19 protein-coding genes are annotated in these 15081 nt (G+C 33.7%); 11 read left to right on the plus strand and 8 right to left on the minus strand.

Features of this window, described 5'->3' with window-relative positions:
- The first annotated feature begins 133 nt into the window (after positions 1 to 133).
- The 6 genes from ACJ2A9_RS03790 (at position 134) to ACJ2A9_RS03815 (ending at position 5823) form a co-directional block, all read left to right on the plus strand.
- Positions 134 to 1330 (plus strand): L-lactate MFS transporter, encoded by a 1197-nt coding sequence (locus ACJ2A9_RS03790; protein WP_441420264.1) that lies wholly within the window; start codon positions 134 to 136, stop codon positions 1328 to 1330.
- A gap of 134 nt (positions 1331 to 1464) precedes the next feature.
- Positions 1465 to 3063, plus strand: coding sequence for an ABC-F family ATP-binding cassette domain-containing protein (locus tag ACJ2A9_RS03795; protein ID WP_441420265.1), 1599 nt, complete (start codon positions 1465 to 1467; stop codon positions 3061 to 3063).
- Between the two features lie 599 nt (positions 3064 to 3662).
- The gene (locus ACJ2A9_RS03800; RefSeq protein ID WP_441420266.1) at positions 3663 to 4124 is read left to right on the plus strand and encodes a DUF2512 family protein; all 462 of its coding nucleotides are present in this window, start codon (positions 3663 to 3665) and stop codon (positions 4122 to 4124) included.
- Positions 4125 to 4234: 110 nt separating this feature from the next.
- Positions 4235 to 4729 carry a GNAT family N-acetyltransferase gene (locus tag ACJ2A9_RS03805; RefSeq protein ID WP_441420267.1) on the plus strand — a complete coding sequence of 165 codons (495 nt, stop codon included), beginning with the start codon at positions 4235 to 4237 and terminating at the stop codon, positions 4727 to 4729.
- A gap of 177 nt (positions 4730 to 4906) precedes the next feature.
- Complete coding sequence (locus tag ACJ2A9_RS03810; protein ID WP_441420268.1) at positions 4907 to 5281, plus strand: hypothetical protein; 375 nt, start codon at positions 4907 to 4909, stop codon at positions 5279 to 5281.
- A 77-nt stretch (positions 5282 to 5358) separates the two neighbouring features.
- The gene (locus tag ACJ2A9_RS03815) at positions 5359 to 5823 is read left to right on the plus strand and encodes a spore coat protein (protein WP_441420269.1); all 465 of its coding nucleotides are present in this window, start codon (positions 5359 to 5361) and stop codon (positions 5821 to 5823) included.
- 54 nt (positions 5824 to 5877) lie between these two features.
- Here ACJ2A9_RS03815 and ACJ2A9_RS03820 read toward each other — a convergent pair whose 3' ends face one another.
- Complete coding sequence (locus ACJ2A9_RS03820; RefSeq protein WP_441420270.1) at positions 5878 to 6018, minus strand: DUF2639 domain-containing protein; 141 nt, start codon at positions 6016 to 6018, stop codon at positions 5878 to 5880.
- Positions 6019 to 6231: 213 nt separating this feature from the next.
- Between ACJ2A9_RS03820 and rarD the strand changes: the two genes are divergently transcribed.
- On the plus strand, positions 6232 to 7173 hold the full coding sequence (gene rarD / locus ACJ2A9_RS03825; protein WP_441420271.1) for an EamA family transporter RarD: 942 nt from the start codon (positions 6232 to 6234) through the stop codon (positions 7171 to 7173).
- A gap of 58 nt (positions 7174 to 7231) precedes the next feature.
- On the opposite strand, the gene ACJ2A9_RS03830 is transcribed toward rarD, so the two are convergent.
- The 4 genes from ACJ2A9_RS03830 to ACJ2A9_RS03845 form a co-directional block, all read right to left on the minus strand.
- Positions 7232 to 8200, minus strand: a complete 969-nt coding sequence (locus ACJ2A9_RS03830; RefSeq protein ID WP_441420272.1) for a YbgA family protein — start codon at positions 8198 to 8200, stop codon at positions 7232 to 7234.
- Positions 8201 to 8431: 231 nt separating this feature from the next.
- Positions 8432 to 8632, minus strand: a complete 201-nt coding sequence (locus ACJ2A9_RS03835) for a DUF6501 family protein (protein ID WP_441420273.1) — start codon at positions 8630 to 8632, stop codon at positions 8432 to 8434.
- 123 nt (positions 8633 to 8755) lie between these two features.
- Positions 8756 to 9556, minus strand: coding sequence for a DUF169 domain-containing protein (locus tag ACJ2A9_RS03840; RefSeq protein ID WP_441420274.1), 801 nt, complete (start codon positions 9554 to 9556; stop codon positions 8756 to 8758).
- A gap of 616 nt (positions 9557 to 10172) precedes the next feature.
- Entirely contained in the window at positions 10173 to 10376 is a 204-nt protein-coding gene (locus ACJ2A9_RS03845; protein WP_441420275.1) for a hypothetical protein, read from the minus strand.
- A gap of 513 nt (positions 10377 to 10889) precedes the next feature.
- Here ACJ2A9_RS03845 and ACJ2A9_RS03850 point away from each other — a divergent pair.
- Entirely contained in the window at positions 10890 to 11198 is a 309-nt protein-coding gene (locus ACJ2A9_RS03850; protein WP_441420276.1) for a hypothetical protein, read from the plus strand.
- A 638-nt stretch (positions 11199 to 11836) separates the two neighbouring features.
- On the opposite strand, the gene ACJ2A9_RS03855 is transcribed toward ACJ2A9_RS03850, so the two are convergent.
- The 3 genes from ACJ2A9_RS03855 to ACJ2A9_RS03865 all read right to left on the minus strand — a co-directional run bounded on the left by ACJ2A9_RS03855 (position 11837) and on the right by ACJ2A9_RS03865 (position 13266).
- Entirely contained in the window at positions 11837 to 12238 is a 402-nt protein-coding gene (locus ACJ2A9_RS03855) for a Mov34/MPN/PAD-1 family protein (protein ID WP_441420277.1), read from the minus strand.
- Positions 12239 to 12242: 4 nt separating this feature from the next.
- Complete coding sequence (locus ACJ2A9_RS03860; protein ID WP_441420278.1) at positions 12243 to 12443, minus strand: hypothetical protein; 201 nt, start codon at positions 12441 to 12443, stop codon at positions 12243 to 12245.
- Positions 12444 to 12549: 106 nt separating this feature from the next.
- On the minus strand, positions 12550 to 13266 hold the full coding sequence (locus ACJ2A9_RS03865) for a hypothetical protein (protein ID WP_441420279.1): 717 nt from the start codon (positions 13264 to 13266) through the stop codon (positions 12550 to 12552).
- 140 nt (positions 13267 to 13406) lie between these two features.
- Between ACJ2A9_RS03865 and ACJ2A9_RS03870 the strand changes: the two genes are divergently transcribed.
- The 3 genes from ACJ2A9_RS03870 to ACJ2A9_RS03880 all read left to right on the plus strand — a co-directional run bounded on the left by ACJ2A9_RS03870 (position 13407) and on the right by ACJ2A9_RS03880 (position 15013).
- Positions 13407 to 14039 (plus strand): hypothetical protein, encoded by a 633-nt coding sequence (locus ACJ2A9_RS03870; RefSeq protein WP_441420280.1) that lies wholly within the window; start codon positions 13407 to 13409, stop codon positions 14037 to 14039.
- 78 nt (positions 14040 to 14117) lie between these two features.
- The gene (locus ACJ2A9_RS03875; RefSeq protein WP_441420281.1) at positions 14118 to 14669 is read left to right on the plus strand and encodes a hypothetical protein; all 552 of its coding nucleotides are present in this window, start codon (positions 14118 to 14120) and stop codon (positions 14667 to 14669) included.
- Positions 14670 to 14689: 20 nt separating this feature from the next.
- Complete coding sequence (locus ACJ2A9_RS03880) at positions 14690 to 15013, plus strand: hypothetical protein (RefSeq protein ID WP_441420282.1); 324 nt, start codon at positions 14690 to 14692, stop codon at positions 15011 to 15013.
- Positions 15014 to 15081 lie beyond the last annotated feature (68 nt).

Raw genomic sequence — 15081 nt, forward strand, 5'->3', positions numbered from 1 at the left:
TAAACTTCCCTTTCAACTTTTAACTATAAACTCCATTATGATTATCTTACCTTAAAAAAGGTAATTCAGTACAATCATTTCCACCTTTATTCCTTTACTACTCGCTGCATACTATTTCTGAGGTGGTATTGAGATGTTTAATCGATGGTTTGTCGTTCTTGGTGCAATCATGGTGCAAATCTGTCTAGGCGCTGTCTATGCATGGAGTTTATTTAATCAACCATTAGCTGATGAATTTGGCTGGGATAGAGAAGATATCGTTGTAACCTTTTCAATTACCATTGCCGTTTTTGCTTTTAGTACAATATTTGCCGGTAAACTACAGGACCGAATCGGGCCGCGATGGGTTGCAACAATTGGCGGAGTGTTCTTAGGAATCGGTCTCATCCTTGCTAGTCGAGCAACGACCATTACTCAATTATACTTTTTTTATGGTGTAATCGGCGGGATTGGTATCGGTACAGCCTATGTTTGTCCACTCGCTGCCAGTGTGAAATGGTTCCCTGACAAAAAAGGTCTTATTAGCGGAATGGCTGTTGCCGGATTTGGAGCTGGGGGATTAGTATTTAAACCGCTTATCATATATTTTATCGAAAGTTTTGGGGTTTCAAATACATTTTTATATTTGGGGATGATATATTTCTTTCTCGTAGTTGGGGGAGCTCAATTACTCATTAATCCTCCCCAAGGATATAATGAACAGTTTCATTCAAGTACAGTTAGAGATCAACAACAGTTTTCACCGAAAAAAATGGTGTCAACCTACCAATTCTATTTATTATGGCCCATGTTTTTATTTGGAACAATGGCTGGGTTAATGATTATTGGATTTGCTGTAGATATCGGTGTACAACTGGCGAACCTGACAATAGAATCTGCCGGGAATGCAGTAATGGTGATTGCGATTTTTAATGCAGCCGGACGAATTTTGTGGGGGTTATTTTCAGATAAACTCGGGCGAAAAAACACTTTACTCATCATGTACACGATTACCGTTTTCGTTCTCCTTTATATGACTTATGGTTCGATGAACTATTTTACTTTTCTTCTATCAGTTTCAATTATTGGTTTCTGTTTCGGTGGCTTTCTTTCTGTCTATCCTTCGCTGACTGCTGATTATTATGGAACAAATAACCTTGGTATCAATTATGGAATTATGTATCAAGCTTATGGATTAGCCGCATTTTTCGGCCCTTTCATCGCAAGAACGCTCCCTTTTACCCAAGCCTTTCTGCTTTCAGCTATCTTTTCGGTGATCGGAATCATATTAGGCTTCTTTGTAACACTGCCAAAGTATAAAGAAAAGCTGTTACCTCAGTGGAATGAGTAATGTACAATGGGATGTCAAACTTTTTGGAATACTACTTTTTTGAATAAAAACAATCCCTTCCTCCCTATAAGATGCTCTTTAACGTAAATAATGGTATAATACGTTAGACTTTAATCTTGGAGGAACTGGATTCTATGATAACTGTAAGTAATGTAAGTTTGCGTTTTGCAGACAAAAAGCTGTTTGAAGATGTAAATATTAAATTCACACCTGGTAACTGCTACGGTTTAATCGGTGCAAATGGAGCAGGGAAATCAACATTTATTAAAATACTCTCAGGTGAACTTGAACCACAAACTGGAGACGTTCATATGAAACCGAATGACCGCCTTGCAGTACTTAAGCAAAATCACTTTGAATATGAGGAAGAAGAAGTACTCAAAGTTGTAATTATGGGACATGAACGTCTATACAAAATTATGCTTGAAAAAGACGCAATTTATATGAAGGAAGACTTCTCTGATGAAGACGGAATTAAAGCAGCCGAACTTGAAGGAGAGTTTGCCGAATTAAACGGTTGGGAAGCGGAATCAGAAGCTGCCATCTTACTAAAAGGACTTGGAATTACAGAAGAGCTGCACACTAAAAAAATGGCAGAACTTACTGGTTCAGAAAAAGTTAAAGTGTTACTCGCACAAGCCTTATTCGGTAAGCCAGATGTACTGTTACTTGACGAGCCGACAAACCATTTGGACATTAAAGCAATTCAATGGCTTGAAGAGTTCCTCATTAATTTTGAGAATACAGTCATTGTTGTCTCCCATGACCGTCACTTTTTAAATAAAGTTTGTACACATATTGCTGACTTAGACTTCGGAAAAATTCAAATCTATGTCGGAAACTATGACTTTTGGTATGAATCAAGCCAGCTTGCTCAAAAAATGGCTTCAGACCAAAATAAAAAGAAAGAAGAAAAAATTAAGGAGCTTCAAGCCTTTATCGCTCGCTTTAGTGCAAATGCTTCAAAATCTAAACAAGCAACTTCTCGTAAAAAATTATTGGATAAAATTTCTTTAGACGATATTAAACCATCATCAAGACGCTATCCTTATGTTCATTTTACACCTGATCGGGAAATCGGAAATGATGTTTTAATGGTTGAAGGATTAACGAAAACAATTGACGGTGTTAAATTGCTTGATAATGTCAGCTTCACCATGAACCGGGAGGATAAAATTGCACTTATTGGTGATAATGAAATTGCCAAAACAACACTTTTCAAAATCCTAATGGGAGAAATAGAGCCAGACAGCGGGACATATAAATGGGGTGTAACTACTTCTCAATCCTATTTTCCAAAAGATAACTCGAAATTTTTTGAAGGCTGTGATTTAACACTTGTTGACTGGTTACGTCAGTTCTCACCTCAAGATGACAGCGAAAGTTTCTTAAGAGGATTCCTGGGAAGAATGCTGTTCTCAGGTGAAGAAGCACTTAAAAAGGCAAGTGTTCTATCTGGAGGAGAAAAAGTTCGCTGCATGCTTTCAAAAATGATGCTAAGCGGCTCAAATGTCTTACTGCTTGACGAACCAACTAACCACTTGGATTTAGAATCCATTACATCTGTTAACAATGGTTTAATTAATTTCAAAGGAGCAATGATCTTTACATCGCATGACCATCAATTTATTCAAACAATCGCAAACCGAATTATTGAGCTAACTGAAGATAAAGTCATCGACAAACAAATGACTTACGATGAATACCTTGAAAACTACAAATTAAAAAATTAATACTACGAATGAAAAGCAAGGAACTGTACTCTAATGGTTCCTTGCTTTTTTTGGGACAAACACTTGCAGTTTTTTCACTACAGGTGTTCATCATCCTGCTGCTTCAGATTCAGATTTAAAATAGTAACAATCGGTAACAAAAATGCACCAACAAATACCATTAATTGAGCAAATTCACCTGTAGTCAAAAATATCACCTCTTTTTTCAAGTAATTGTCTAAATAGAGCAAGTGCCTATTATGGTAGTTATACCATAAAAAATAAATTATTTCAATATTTAAAAGATTCAGATATTTTGTCAAAATTAGTAGCTTTTACGTATTTTTTGATTACCACTTCTATATATTAGTACGGTGCCACTAAAATATTTATTATTATATATTAATGTTAACATTATATTAGAATACTCAGGAAATTATGAATTTCTTATTATATGTTCGTATTTTAGCTTATATTCCTTAATATATCCACCTTTTCTTCATTTTTATTATTTTCAACAAATTTTTTTCTGTAGATTTTACATCTCCATATACTATTCGAATAAAAAGTGTTCTCAGAGAAAAAGCTATACTTATCTTAAAGTGAAAGGAATCATGCAGATGAGACACTTAAATGCACTTTTGATAAAATTTTTAATGACATCTGTTCTCTTATTTTTCATATTAACATTAGGATATGGTGTGTCCTTTGGAATTACAATGACAATTAGCATCATAATAACACTATTTGCTTATGCACTCGGTGACATCGTAATCCTGCCAAAATCCAACAACCTTTATGCAACATTATTAGATTTTGGTTTTTCTTTTGTTGTCATTTGGTTAGTTCTATTTCTTTTCATACCCCAAACATTCCCATATATAGGCGCTGCGATTGTATCAGCTGCTGCAATCGCGATTGGCGAATGGTTTTTTCATAAATATATGGGAATGTTTGTCTTCATCGGAGAACTCGAAGACACTGCTGTCGCACCTCAGACACCTAATGTCAGTACTGAATTTAGCGAAGAATTTGATCACAGGGAAGAATTTAAAGAGACAACCAATAACGAAAAAGAGTGATTTGTTAACATTTTGTTAACATTTTTCAAACGATCCAATTATTCATTGAATAAATCAAATTATTGTAATAAAGTAGTTACTATAGAGAATTAGAAGTAGGGAGAGGAAGCATGTTAAATGATTTCCAGAAAAGTTTAATTGAAATTGTGGACCTTCTTAATCAATATGACTTAGATGCAATAATTTGCACTGAAGAAGAAGGCCGTTTTATTATACGAATAAATGAGTATATGAGTGATCCAGGGTTTGGCTATGACAATGCCGTACTGGGTTCTTTTATTGATGAGGATGAACGTGTTATGTTCATTGGAATGCTCCGCATTCCAAGACATTTACGAAAATCAGGAATTGGGACAGACATTATGAATTGTGTCATGGAATTTGTGAATCGCAATCATTTCTTTATCTATCTGGATGCATGTAACGACTCTGAGCCTTTTTGGAAAAAATTTGGTTTTGCACCGATGTTTTATAACTTTAACCATTTCCGTATTATGGGGTATTCCGCTGATCAGTGGGATATTTTTTGGGAATGGGAGGATTTCAAACGGACAAAAGTCTATCAAACGTTTCTTGCAGATGAAACAGAAGTATATTCATACTAACAAAAGACAAATAAAAGCCCAAAATCAAAAATTTATTGATTTTGGGCTTTTTAAATATAATTCAGCGACAATTGATAGGAAAATAACACATCTGTAAACAACATCTTGAGCTATTAGCCTATCCATATGCCCTCCTCCCTGCATAACTTATACTATCATTTCGTAAGGAGGGATTTTATGAGTAAAAAGAAAAAGAAAAAAAATAAAACCACTGATCTAAATCAAATTAATACTGAACCATTTATTGATTTATTCGTATCAAACGTGTTTGATAAAAATAATGTTAAATCAAAATTAAAACCATTATCAAAACAACAAAAGCAAGAAATTAAAGCTACAGTAAATGAAATCAAAGAACATGTTAATACATTTCTAAAAAACCAATCAAAAGTACAGACTGAAAACAATTCACAAGAATCAACTAGTAACGAAAATGCAGTTACAGAAAGCACGACTCAAAATGTAGAAAATGAAAATACAACAAGGACTGCCAGCGTGGTTTCTAACAATGATCCAAGCAAGATAAAATTCTTTCATCACCTTAATAAATAGATAATTACAGTGGGTAAGTTGTCCAACCAATTTCAATTTCCTTTCATATTCTAATAGCGAAAGGAGTTGAAAAATAAATGAATCAAGAATATTACAGTTCAAAACAACACTCAAGCAATGACTGGTCTGCACTAAGTGGTGAGCCACATCCATTCTGTAAAGCTGATGAAGAAGATATCGAACAAGAAGGCGTCCAGCAAAATAAAACACTTCAACTATCAGAAGAGCTGATTGTCATTAAAGACTCTTGTGATGTTACTGTTACAAGCACAGATACAAAAGCTGCTCTATCATTACAAGCATCATTACAGGTAGTGATCTCGATCATTATTAGCCTGTCTGTTGCAAATAATGAAACAGCAGAAAGAATCACACAAGAATTACTTCAATCATCAAAAATAAAGCAAATCACCCGCCAAAGAACAATCATCGAAAACTCAAAAAATGTAAATGTAACAACTACAGATGCACAAATTGCTGCACACATTCAAGTATTAGCACAAATCCTTGTAGCAGTAGTCGCTCGTCTAGAAATTGCTTAACTAAAGCTGAACGTTTCATGTGGTCAACCAACCCACATGAAACGTTTTTTCTAATTATTTTTTATTTATTTTTTCAGCATACAAATTAGCAAGTTCAAACGTTTTGAATCGTTCAATATAATAGCCTTTATGCTTGCGAATCCCCAAATCTTTCAACTTAGCAACATACCAACCTTTCGATCCAACATGTGACATTACTTATACTCCCCTTCCTTTACTAAAAAGAATGAATGCAATCTACATCACATATTTATTTTCGCAAATTGGTATTTAACACAAGTTCGTGAAAATACCTGCTTTATTTCTGTTAATATTTTGGTAATTTTAATTCACCGATTGCAAATGAATGTAAATAGGCGTACACTTATTTCTAGCTAAAATAATGACAGTGAATAGAGGAAAAACATAATGAATTTAGATACAAATGAACAGAAAAATGGGATCATTTCTGCACTATCAGCATATATCCTATGGGGAGTTTTACCTCTTTATTGGAAACTGATGGAAAGTATACCACCAGGGGAAGTACTTGCACACCGGATTATTTGGTCTTTAGGATTATTAGCGATTATCTTATTTTCAACTAGAAAACTTTCTTCCTTCTACCAAGAGTTTCATCGCTTACTAGTTCAACCAAAGAGTCTCATGATTCTACTATTAACATCTATTGTCATATCTATTAATTGGTTTATCTACATATGGGCAGTCAACAATGATCATATAATAGAGACTAGTTTGGGTTATTATATTAACCCGCTTGTAAATGTTCTATTAGGGATTCTATTTTTAAAAGAAAAGCTCTCGTTTTGGCAAATGGTTTCTGTCTTTCTTGCTTTTATCGGTGTCCTTATCTTAACGGTTCAATTCGGCTCAATACCTTGGCCATCTTTAATTTTAGCGATCACCTTTGGTATATACGGTCTATTAAAAAAGGTAACAAATCTCGGTTCAATCAGTGGACTAACTGCAGAAACATTGCTCATCATGCCCATTGCGGCCATCTACATTACTTATATCCAGCTTAATGGTCATAGCTCATTTGGTTTTGAATCGATTAGTGCATCAGTATTATTAATAGGTGGAGGAGTCGCTACTGCCATTCCGCTCCTTTTATTTGCAACCGGCGCGAAGAAAATCCCATTATGGATGATTGGCTTTTTACAATACATAGCGCCAACAATTACACTCTTTATCGGTGTATTTCTCTATCATGAACCCTTTACGAAAGTTCATCTGATCACTTTTATGTTTATATGGTCAGCACTTATCATTTTTACCCTGTCAAAAACGAAATTTATGGTTGGTTTAGAGCCCAAATTCCTACACAAAAACAAATCATTTGGCAGTTAATAAAAACAGGTGAGCAGTTGCGCCTCACCTGTTTTTTTATAATGTCTACCTGAAACAGTTACAGTTCCCTTCCCTTCCCAGAATCACTAATTTGAATCAGCTTTTCCGGATAAGGTTCAAAATAGCTTTGACTGAGTAAATATTCATTCTCAAAACGGATCGCCCATGATTTAAGAAGGCTTACGATCGTACTTAAGGGGATACGCTTTTCCTTATAATTCTCGATTAATTCTAAGAAATATTCTTTTTCCTTTGCCGAGAGGTCATTTGAAAAATACCCCATAATATGCTGACTGACATTAATATTTGACGTATATCGTGGTAAACGAGTAAACAGCTTGTTCAGTTGCTCCTCATATAATGAAAAGATTTCTTCTGCCTCTTTTTGATCATGATTTGCGACAATTTGCCCTAATTTTTTTAAGCGTAATTGATTATAGCCCATAAACAAATATTTGTTTTTCGAATGAAATTCGATTAATTTTTTTAATGACTGTTCACTTTTTAATTGTTTAAATTCCGCTATTGTAAACAATTTAATTAAAAAATGCTCGCGGATTCGAAAGTTTTTTAACCTGCCCTCATCTTCAATTACTGCATTACTATATTTCTCTTGTACCTTTTCAGCAAATAATCCACTGCTTTTTCCGATTGTTGGCCCCTTCTCTATACTGTTATACACTTTCACATCCTTAATCCCACAGCTTGGCGAACGACTTTTTAGAATAAACCCATCAACCGCTTCAAGAGAATCAACAAAGGCTGACGCAAATTCCACCATTGAATCTGTGACATCCTGCCCTTTTGACGGTTGAATCAATCTCTTCTTTTCGTCCATTTCAACGATTCGGATTACTTCCCTTGGTGTCCCTAGTCCAATTTCGACCTCTGGGCAAACAGGAACAAACTCAACATAAGGTTGCAGCATCGTAATAAAATCATCGCGGATCACATCACCATTATATCGGCAAGCTGCAAATTCTAAGCATTTACTAACGACAACGTTTGGTTTGACAAATGTTTTCATAGCGCCTCCAGGAGTAGCTCTATCGTTAATAGAGGTTGATTTACTTTGACTTTTATTTTAAAATTTTGCTTATTTTCACATCCATGTCAATATTATCGTCATTGACTACATGCACTATGTATTCGGAATATGTAATTTCAATGCAAGAATAACGAGATGGACGTTTTTAAGTATAAAAAATAGCCCCAAATAAAGGGACTATGATTTTTAATCTTATGTAGCACTTTTCTCTTATCCTTCAAAATACTCTTTGTAATATCCGCCAACTTCACCTGTGTTATCAATGATAAATAGAAATTCTTCAGTTTCATTTTTCACTTCATATGTTTTTCCAACAGTTAAAGCACGATCAACCATATATTTCGCAGCGTTTGTATGAATACACTTCACCGTCTTTAGTGTTTCATTATTTTTCCACTTTAAATGAATCATTCATTCCACTCCTCATAATAATCTATATCTTATTTTACATAACTATAACATTTCCGACAACTAGTTCCTCCAAGCCTTATTATCCCCACAGAAAAAGGCTGTCAAAATGACAGCCTTCAATGACTACTCTTCACGATTTTCATCAAACATGGTATTCAATTTTTCGTAGGTTGCAGGATAATGGTTTTCGTAATGTAAATACGATGGTACCGGGTATCTTACTCCACCTTTGTGAGTCCCCTCCAAGCCTTCAATAAAATCCTCAACCATTGAGTACGGAATTGTAAATGCCATTTCATGATCATGAGTCTGAGCAAACACTCGGTCACCATAACATGGTAGGATCACTTGCGGTTTTTCTGTTTGTTTCGTTCGAATAATGATATCCGCACAATCTGCTCGTGCCGAAAAACTTGATGTAATATCCCCTCCAGTTGTGTACAGTGCAGCCGCGACCATTCTCATTACCTGTGCTGAATTTCCGTAAACAACAATTAACTCTGGAACATAATTCGCTCTTGATAATGGAGCAACGACAACAGTTCCGGATTCGTCCTTAGAAAACTTTGGTACGGCTGCCTCAGTCTTTGCTCCAATTGTACAGGTTTTTGTGTACATTCCATCCGTAAGATTTCCGTCTGAATAATAATCGACTTCGTCCTCAAAAGCAAACGCAATTTTCGCGATTGGACAAGACTGATCCTCTGCCCCCATTGCCAGAGACCAACCATAACGTCTTGCCATTGTCACGCCTTGGCAAATACTAAATCGTTGTCCTAAATCCTGTTTCGGACGCTTTGCCTTTTGAGGAACTTCTTCACCTGGTTTTAAAATACGAATGGCGAGGGGGAACGTATCTGTTCTGACAAACTTTTGAATCGCCTGTTCTAACTCTACTAGTTTGTTAGCAACTGTTTTTTCCAAGATAAACTCTCCTATTCCTAGTTTATTTTTTTTGAATATTTATATATTTCTGAATCACCTTCATTAAACCCTTCTTTTAAAATAAATTTAACTAATATCACTTCAGAACAAAATCGCTAACGCTACTTAATCACGTCCCTAGGGCTATTCTTTAACACCGGGAGTTTCATTCACTTTTCATAATGTGCTATTATATTCTGGACACTCTCGCTCCCCTTCTTTTCCTTCTTTCTAAATCATACAAAAAATCCTAAATGTTGGTACTTTATATGTAATCCACAATTGATATATACAACACACTTATCCATAGGTTAAGACTTTTATAGTTTTTTTATTGATTACAGCCATTGAAATCTACCACCTCTGACAAAACATTTATGACCAAATGACAAAAAGCGTACTAAAGAAGGCCAGACTGTTTACCACTGCAATTCTTCTGGGGATAAAAGATATAAAACCATATTTTTGAGAAGCAATAATGTTATAAAAATTTGATTGATTTTCACTAAGATCAGTCTTTTACAAACGGGCTATATTAACTCTTGTATTACGTAGTAGACAATTATTGCGCAGCAGATGAAGTAATTTATTTTTTTCACATAAGAAGGGTGAAGTTTCAGCTTTTAATCTCTGAAACTTCACCTAAGATAATAACCAATAAAATTAATAATATTCGTGTTAGACGGTCTTTTGTAACAACTTTTAAAAGAGTAGTAAGAACAATCCCTATAATTGGATCGTCTTCAATCTGAATAATTACCAAAATGTCTAGCAAAGAGATAACAGTGTCAATAATGTGATCTTCATGTTGATTATTCATTGGAACTTTCCCTTCTGCTTTTGTATTAGCTTATTTCATTCAATACAAAAGGGTGTGTACTCTTGGAAGCAAAGGAATTTTTAATAAAAACAGTTATTTTATTATTGCGTAGCATTCCTGTAGTGCGTTAATTTCGACTTTTAAAAAAATAGATCTCTTCAGTAAGATATGTTATTGTTCCAGTTGGCTTTATGTTGGTATATCAATATTTCAGAACATGGAAATACTTTTTTGTTGCTTTAATATTTATGGCCACTACTTTTGCATTTATAGGTGAACCCTGAAGTCACTTTTTAGAAGTTGTCCAATATTTAAAATGGACTTATTTTTATTCGTTTGTTTATTACATCACAATTGGAATTTCATGGTTGTCTTATCTTATTTGACTAAATACTGCGAAAGAAAATAAGTCCTATTTGAATATGTAGTAAATCTTTGAAGAGAATATAGCTTGTACATGCAATTGTAAATACAAGTAAATATTAAATAGAGTTTAAAAAGGGGTTAATTTCAATGAGCCGCGATTCTTATTTGTCTTTTAGAAGCATGGAATGTTCAAATTGGAAAAAACAAAAGTGGTGGGTTTTTCATAATAAACCAAACTCATATCTTTTGGGGGAGTTTCCTTTTAATATTGGTCCGTTTTTAGTAGGTTCCATGTGGATATTAAAGTGGACTTACGGAAATTTTATAAAATTTATATCGCTTAACGCAATAGTAGACGGTTTATTTGTTTTTATTTTTATAAAGATTATGAATAAGCTAAAAGTTGCTCAGCTAGTTCGAGTAAATCATTTTCCCTTGATGTTATTCTATTGGTAAACACGTTTACAGAAAATGGTGAATTTCGCATTAAATGCTGGTAAAGAACTTGGCAGAGATGGTACATTCTTGTGACTGTGATCACTTTACAATTAAAAAGCACTCTCAACAACAAAGAGTGCTTAATCTACTATTCTATTCAGTACGCGTGACGAGATTAACCCTTCAATGTTATGATCTGTTTTTTGTAAATTTCATATTTAACTCCCGATCATAAATATATACTGTTGGAAACCTAATCATAGACAATAAGGGAGATTTTTGGTTACATTTCTAGTCATAAATCAAAATTTAAATCGATCACCCGCCCGATCACATAGTCTAAGGACTCCAGCTTCAAAAACTCCACAGTGATTGAACTAAACAGGATAATTAAAAAGACTAACAATTCCATTATGTTTTATGCAACACTTGTTAGTTTTATTAACTCCACTATATTATTTTCTCTGCCCGCAGCAACCTCTTTTTAAAATCGATCTCTTCTTTTTGATATTTTTCTTAATTAAAGCCGATTTCCTATTTGATGGTTTAACAGACTTAGATATTTTTCTTTTGTTAGATAAATTTCTAATTCTCAACATGAACATCTCCCTTTCCATTTATTTTATTTTAATCAAAGTCAATAAAAATTGATTGGGCTAAAAATTTGGTTTTATTAAAATGGAACATTCTTTAAATTTTCCATTGCGAACACTGTAACACTTTACTTTTGGAACTTTTGTTTTAAACGATATAATGATCATAAATATTTTAGAATCCGGGTGATAAACAATGTCATCATATGAAGGAACTGGAGCTGCTGTTGGATGTGAATGGTAAATAGCTAAAACTGTCTCATTTTGCTTTGAAATTTCCTCTAAAGTGCGCTCTACTATCTTCTTATCAACAAAATAATGTCTTTTTGACCGCACTTCACTTTCCAACTCCCAAATAGACTCGACTTTATTTTTCTTCCCAGCTAACATCCCACAAACTTCAAACGGCAGATTATAGCGACAATGTTTAATCATCTTTTCATAGTGTTTATCTAAAAAGATCAAGGTGTCATTCTCCATTGCACTTGTTCCTTTGAAGGAATGAAGACACTAACGACTTTTCTTCCCTATGTTTTTGTTCATTTCCAAGATCTTTTTGCCCTATTTCTGAGTGAGGAATTTCTGTAAGATCTTGTTTATTTAATTTGCTGTTTGTATCAATTGAATATTCCATCTCTTTTTCGTTTGCTCCTTCTGATTTTTTGTCCAACCACTACTAACTCTTTCTTACCTATCTAATTCATCGCTTTATTCACCATTTTATTTTTATCTGTTTTTCTGATTGTTTAATAACTCATAAACTTAGGTGAAGCTTGTTAAATTTTATTAGGACCTTCTCCTTTTACCTTTTTTTTTAATTTCATTTGATTCTTTGGTATAGCTTTTGAATAATGTAACTGGTTTCTATCTTGTACGAAGTGCTGTTCTCCATCTAATATCCGAGGAAAGCCCCCTTGCCAGTATGGTTGTTTAATTTGGGGTTGCTTTTGAACTAGACGATTTAATTCAGCCTTATTTTGATTTAAAGGGGGATGAATATTGTTTGAAGCTTTAATCATGTTTTGGAGTCTCTTGTAACTCGATGATGATTGTTGATTAGTTGTAGTTACTTGTTTTTTCAATTGGACATCTTCTTCTTTACGGAGATTTATTTCGTTGTTTTCCTCTGTTTCACAATCTAAAGCATGCTCCTTTTCTTTAAAGTTATTTTTTTCATTAAAAGAATGTGTGTTGTTTACATGGCTTAGTAAACTAGAAACATCTTGTTTTATTTGCTTTATGGAGATATTAACTGAATCGATCTTAGAAGATAAACTTTTCACTTGTTGATCATACCTAGTTAATTCTAATTGTTGCTTTTCTTTCAGCACTTTTATTTCCTCATTTAAAATAGTATTCTCTGTTTTTATTTCTTGGTACTCATTTTTCATCTGAAGATCGACTTTTAACGCTTCTAATGTTAGTTTATATATTGCGAGTTTTTGTTTTAATTTTTCAATTTCTTGAAAATTGTTCAAATGTTCTCGTTCCATCGCTCATCACCCTTTTTCTACAAATTCAAAACATGCCAAAAACACAAATCTCCGCACATTAACTAGAACCCATTATTACTAATCATCATATGCTACAAATGAAAAGAAATTAAAATATTTTTTTCGGAGGTGTTTGCATAATGCAAGCAAAAAACTTACAAGGGAGTCAAGAGATCCTTTGTATTAGTACAGACAAAGTATACGATTGGATCGTAAATGAAGCTACCTTTGATATTGTTGAAGATGATATTGATGTAGCTGGTCTTGGTTTAACCGCCGATAACATTGCAAATGTTACCTGTGAAGTCGTTGGTGTTGAAATAGAGGAAGTAGAAGGAGCAAGAGTAAATCGAGATGTTACGATTAATGGGACTGTTATCACCTTACAAGAAGTCACATTAGAAAAAACAATTGAATTTACTGTAACTGTAACATTGCTTGATGGAACTACTATAACTTTACCTGTGCCACCAGCGGCTCCATTCGCAGTTACGAGATTTGAACGAGTGTTATTATGCGCACCAGAAGGGACTACAATTGAAGGAACAGCAACTGATGTAGATTGTTTTGTAACGGCGTTTGATTTCGACGCCGTAGGTGATTTACTAGATGTGGATCTTTCCGTTCGCATTTGTCAAGATATTCGAGTAATTTTCCCTGTCGTAATTGAAGTGGAAGCGGAATTCTGTCAACCAAGAGATATCTTACCAACTGTTTGTCCTCCTGTTACTAGACCGCCACAATGTCCAGAATTATTTCCAGATAATGAGTGATAATGGCAACTAAGAAAGCATAGAGATGAAGAGAGGATCTCCTCTCTTCTTTTTTATCTTATTAGGAGTGATGTTTCAATGAAATATGATAAATTAGATTTTTTAAAGAAGAAAATAAAACAATTAAACCAAGAAACAGCCTCTTATTTAAAGGAAATAAAAGATTTATTACCTCAAATTAATCAAACACATGAAATGAATGTGATAAGCTATTTTACATATTCATTTAGTATTTCCCATGAAAAAGAAAAGGACAGCTTAATAATCGCTACTTATCACCTTCATAACCTAGGTACTACCCCTATCACAAATCCATATATATGCTTAAAACTTGCACCAGAATCACCTTTTAGCCTTTCAGGTAAATATATTCACAAAAACTCCAACCTTTCGATAAGAACCCCGGAAGCGTGGCAACGAATCAACGATCAATCTAATAAAGATGAATATTGGCTTAAACCAATTGGTATACAAATTGTTGAACCTTCTCAGATCATATCGTTTTCCAATTTTCAACTGACATGGCTCCCAACAAAATCTTATTCAGGTAGTGTGATGGGATTTTCATATTGTGATGAATACGGGAAAGGAATTCCGGCGATTAATCAAATCAACGTAAGTGGAACTTAAATCAATTGAGGTGAATACTTTTGAAAAATAAAGAACATCAAGAACAGGAGTTGCTATTAAAACAATTAACTAGACATTTTTTGAAAGAACAACTTAACCAGTTAAAAGGGGATAACGAAGTTAAAAATAACAGTTTTATTTATTTAGAAAGTAAGACTTTAAATATGCTTCTTGTTTATTTGTTAATGGATAAAATAACTTATAACAATCCTAAACAAACAAATAACGATAATAATGAGTTTTCAGATGAATTACTTGAAGAACTTGAACTTGTTATAACAAATAACAAAAAGGACTTTGAAGAGATTATTAGTCATTTAAAAAATAATTCATTTTCAAATTAACGCTGCTACAGACTAAAAAAATTAAAGTAACCTTACAATTTATCTCAAATTAATATTGTATTAACACT

This window comes from Anaerobacillus sp. MEB173 (assembly GCF_052119505.1).
GTDB lineage: Bacteria > Bacillota > Bacilli > Bacillales > JBJMAU01 > JBJMAU01.

What these genes read in the sequence shown, in the direction of transcription:
- ACJ2A9_RS03850 (WP_441420276.1), top strand. Translation starts at nt 10,890, where the DNA reads ATGAGCCGCGATTCTTATTTGTCTTTTAGAAGCATGGAATGTTCAAAT.
- rarD (WP_441420271.1), top strand. Translation starts at nt 6,232, where the DNA reads ATGAATTTAGATACAAATGAACAGAAAAATGGGATCATTTCTGCACTA.
- ACJ2A9_RS03820 (WP_441420270.1), bottom strand. Translation starts at nt 6,018, where the DNA reads ATGTCACATGTTGGATCGAAAGGTTGGTATGTTGCTAAGTTGAAAGAT.
- ACJ2A9_RS03805 (WP_441420267.1), top strand. Translation starts at nt 4,235, where the DNA reads ATGTTAAATGATTTCCAGAAAAGTTTAATTGAAATTGTGGACCTTCTT.
- ACJ2A9_RS03845 (WP_441420275.1), bottom strand. Translation starts at nt 10,376, where the DNA reads ATGAATAATCAACATGAAGATCACATTATTGACACTGTTATCTCTTTG.
- ACJ2A9_RS03790 (WP_441420264.1), top strand. Translation starts at nt 134, where the DNA reads ATGTTTAATCGATGGTTTGTCGTTCTTGGTGCAATCATGGTGCAAATC.
- ACJ2A9_RS03870 (WP_441420280.1), top strand. Translation starts at nt 13,407, where the DNA reads ATGCAAGCAAAAAACTTACAAGGGAGTCAAGAGATCCTTTGTATTAGT.
- ACJ2A9_RS03865 (WP_441420279.1), bottom strand. Translation starts at nt 13,266, where the DNA reads ATGGAACGAGAACATTTGAACAATTTTCAAGAAATTGAAAAATTAAAA.
- ACJ2A9_RS03800 (WP_441420266.1), top strand. Translation starts at nt 3,663, where the DNA reads ATGAGACACTTAAATGCACTTTTGATAAAATTTTTAATGACATCTGTT.
- ACJ2A9_RS03835 (WP_441420273.1), bottom strand. Translation starts at nt 8,632, where the DNA reads ATGATTCATTTAAAGTGGAAAAATAATGAAACACTAAAGACGGTGAAG.
- ACJ2A9_RS03815 (WP_441420269.1), top strand. Translation starts at nt 5,359, where the DNA reads ATGAATCAAGAATATTACAGTTCAAAACAACACTCAAGCAATGACTGG.
- ACJ2A9_RS03875 (WP_441420281.1), top strand. Translation starts at nt 14,118, where the DNA reads ATGAAATATGATAAATTAGATTTTTTAAAGAAGAAAATAAAACAATTA.
- ACJ2A9_RS03810 (WP_441420268.1), top strand. Translation starts at nt 4,907, where the DNA reads ATGAGTAAAAAGAAAAAGAAAAAAAATAAAACCACTGATCTAAATCAA.
- ACJ2A9_RS03830 (WP_441420272.1), bottom strand. Translation starts at nt 8,200, where the DNA reads ATGAAAACATTTGTCAAACCAAACGTTGTCGTTAGTAAATGCTTAGAA.
- ACJ2A9_RS03795 (WP_441420265.1), top strand. Translation starts at nt 1,465, where the DNA reads ATGATAACTGTAAGTAATGTAAGTTTGCGTTTTGCAGACAAAAAGCTG.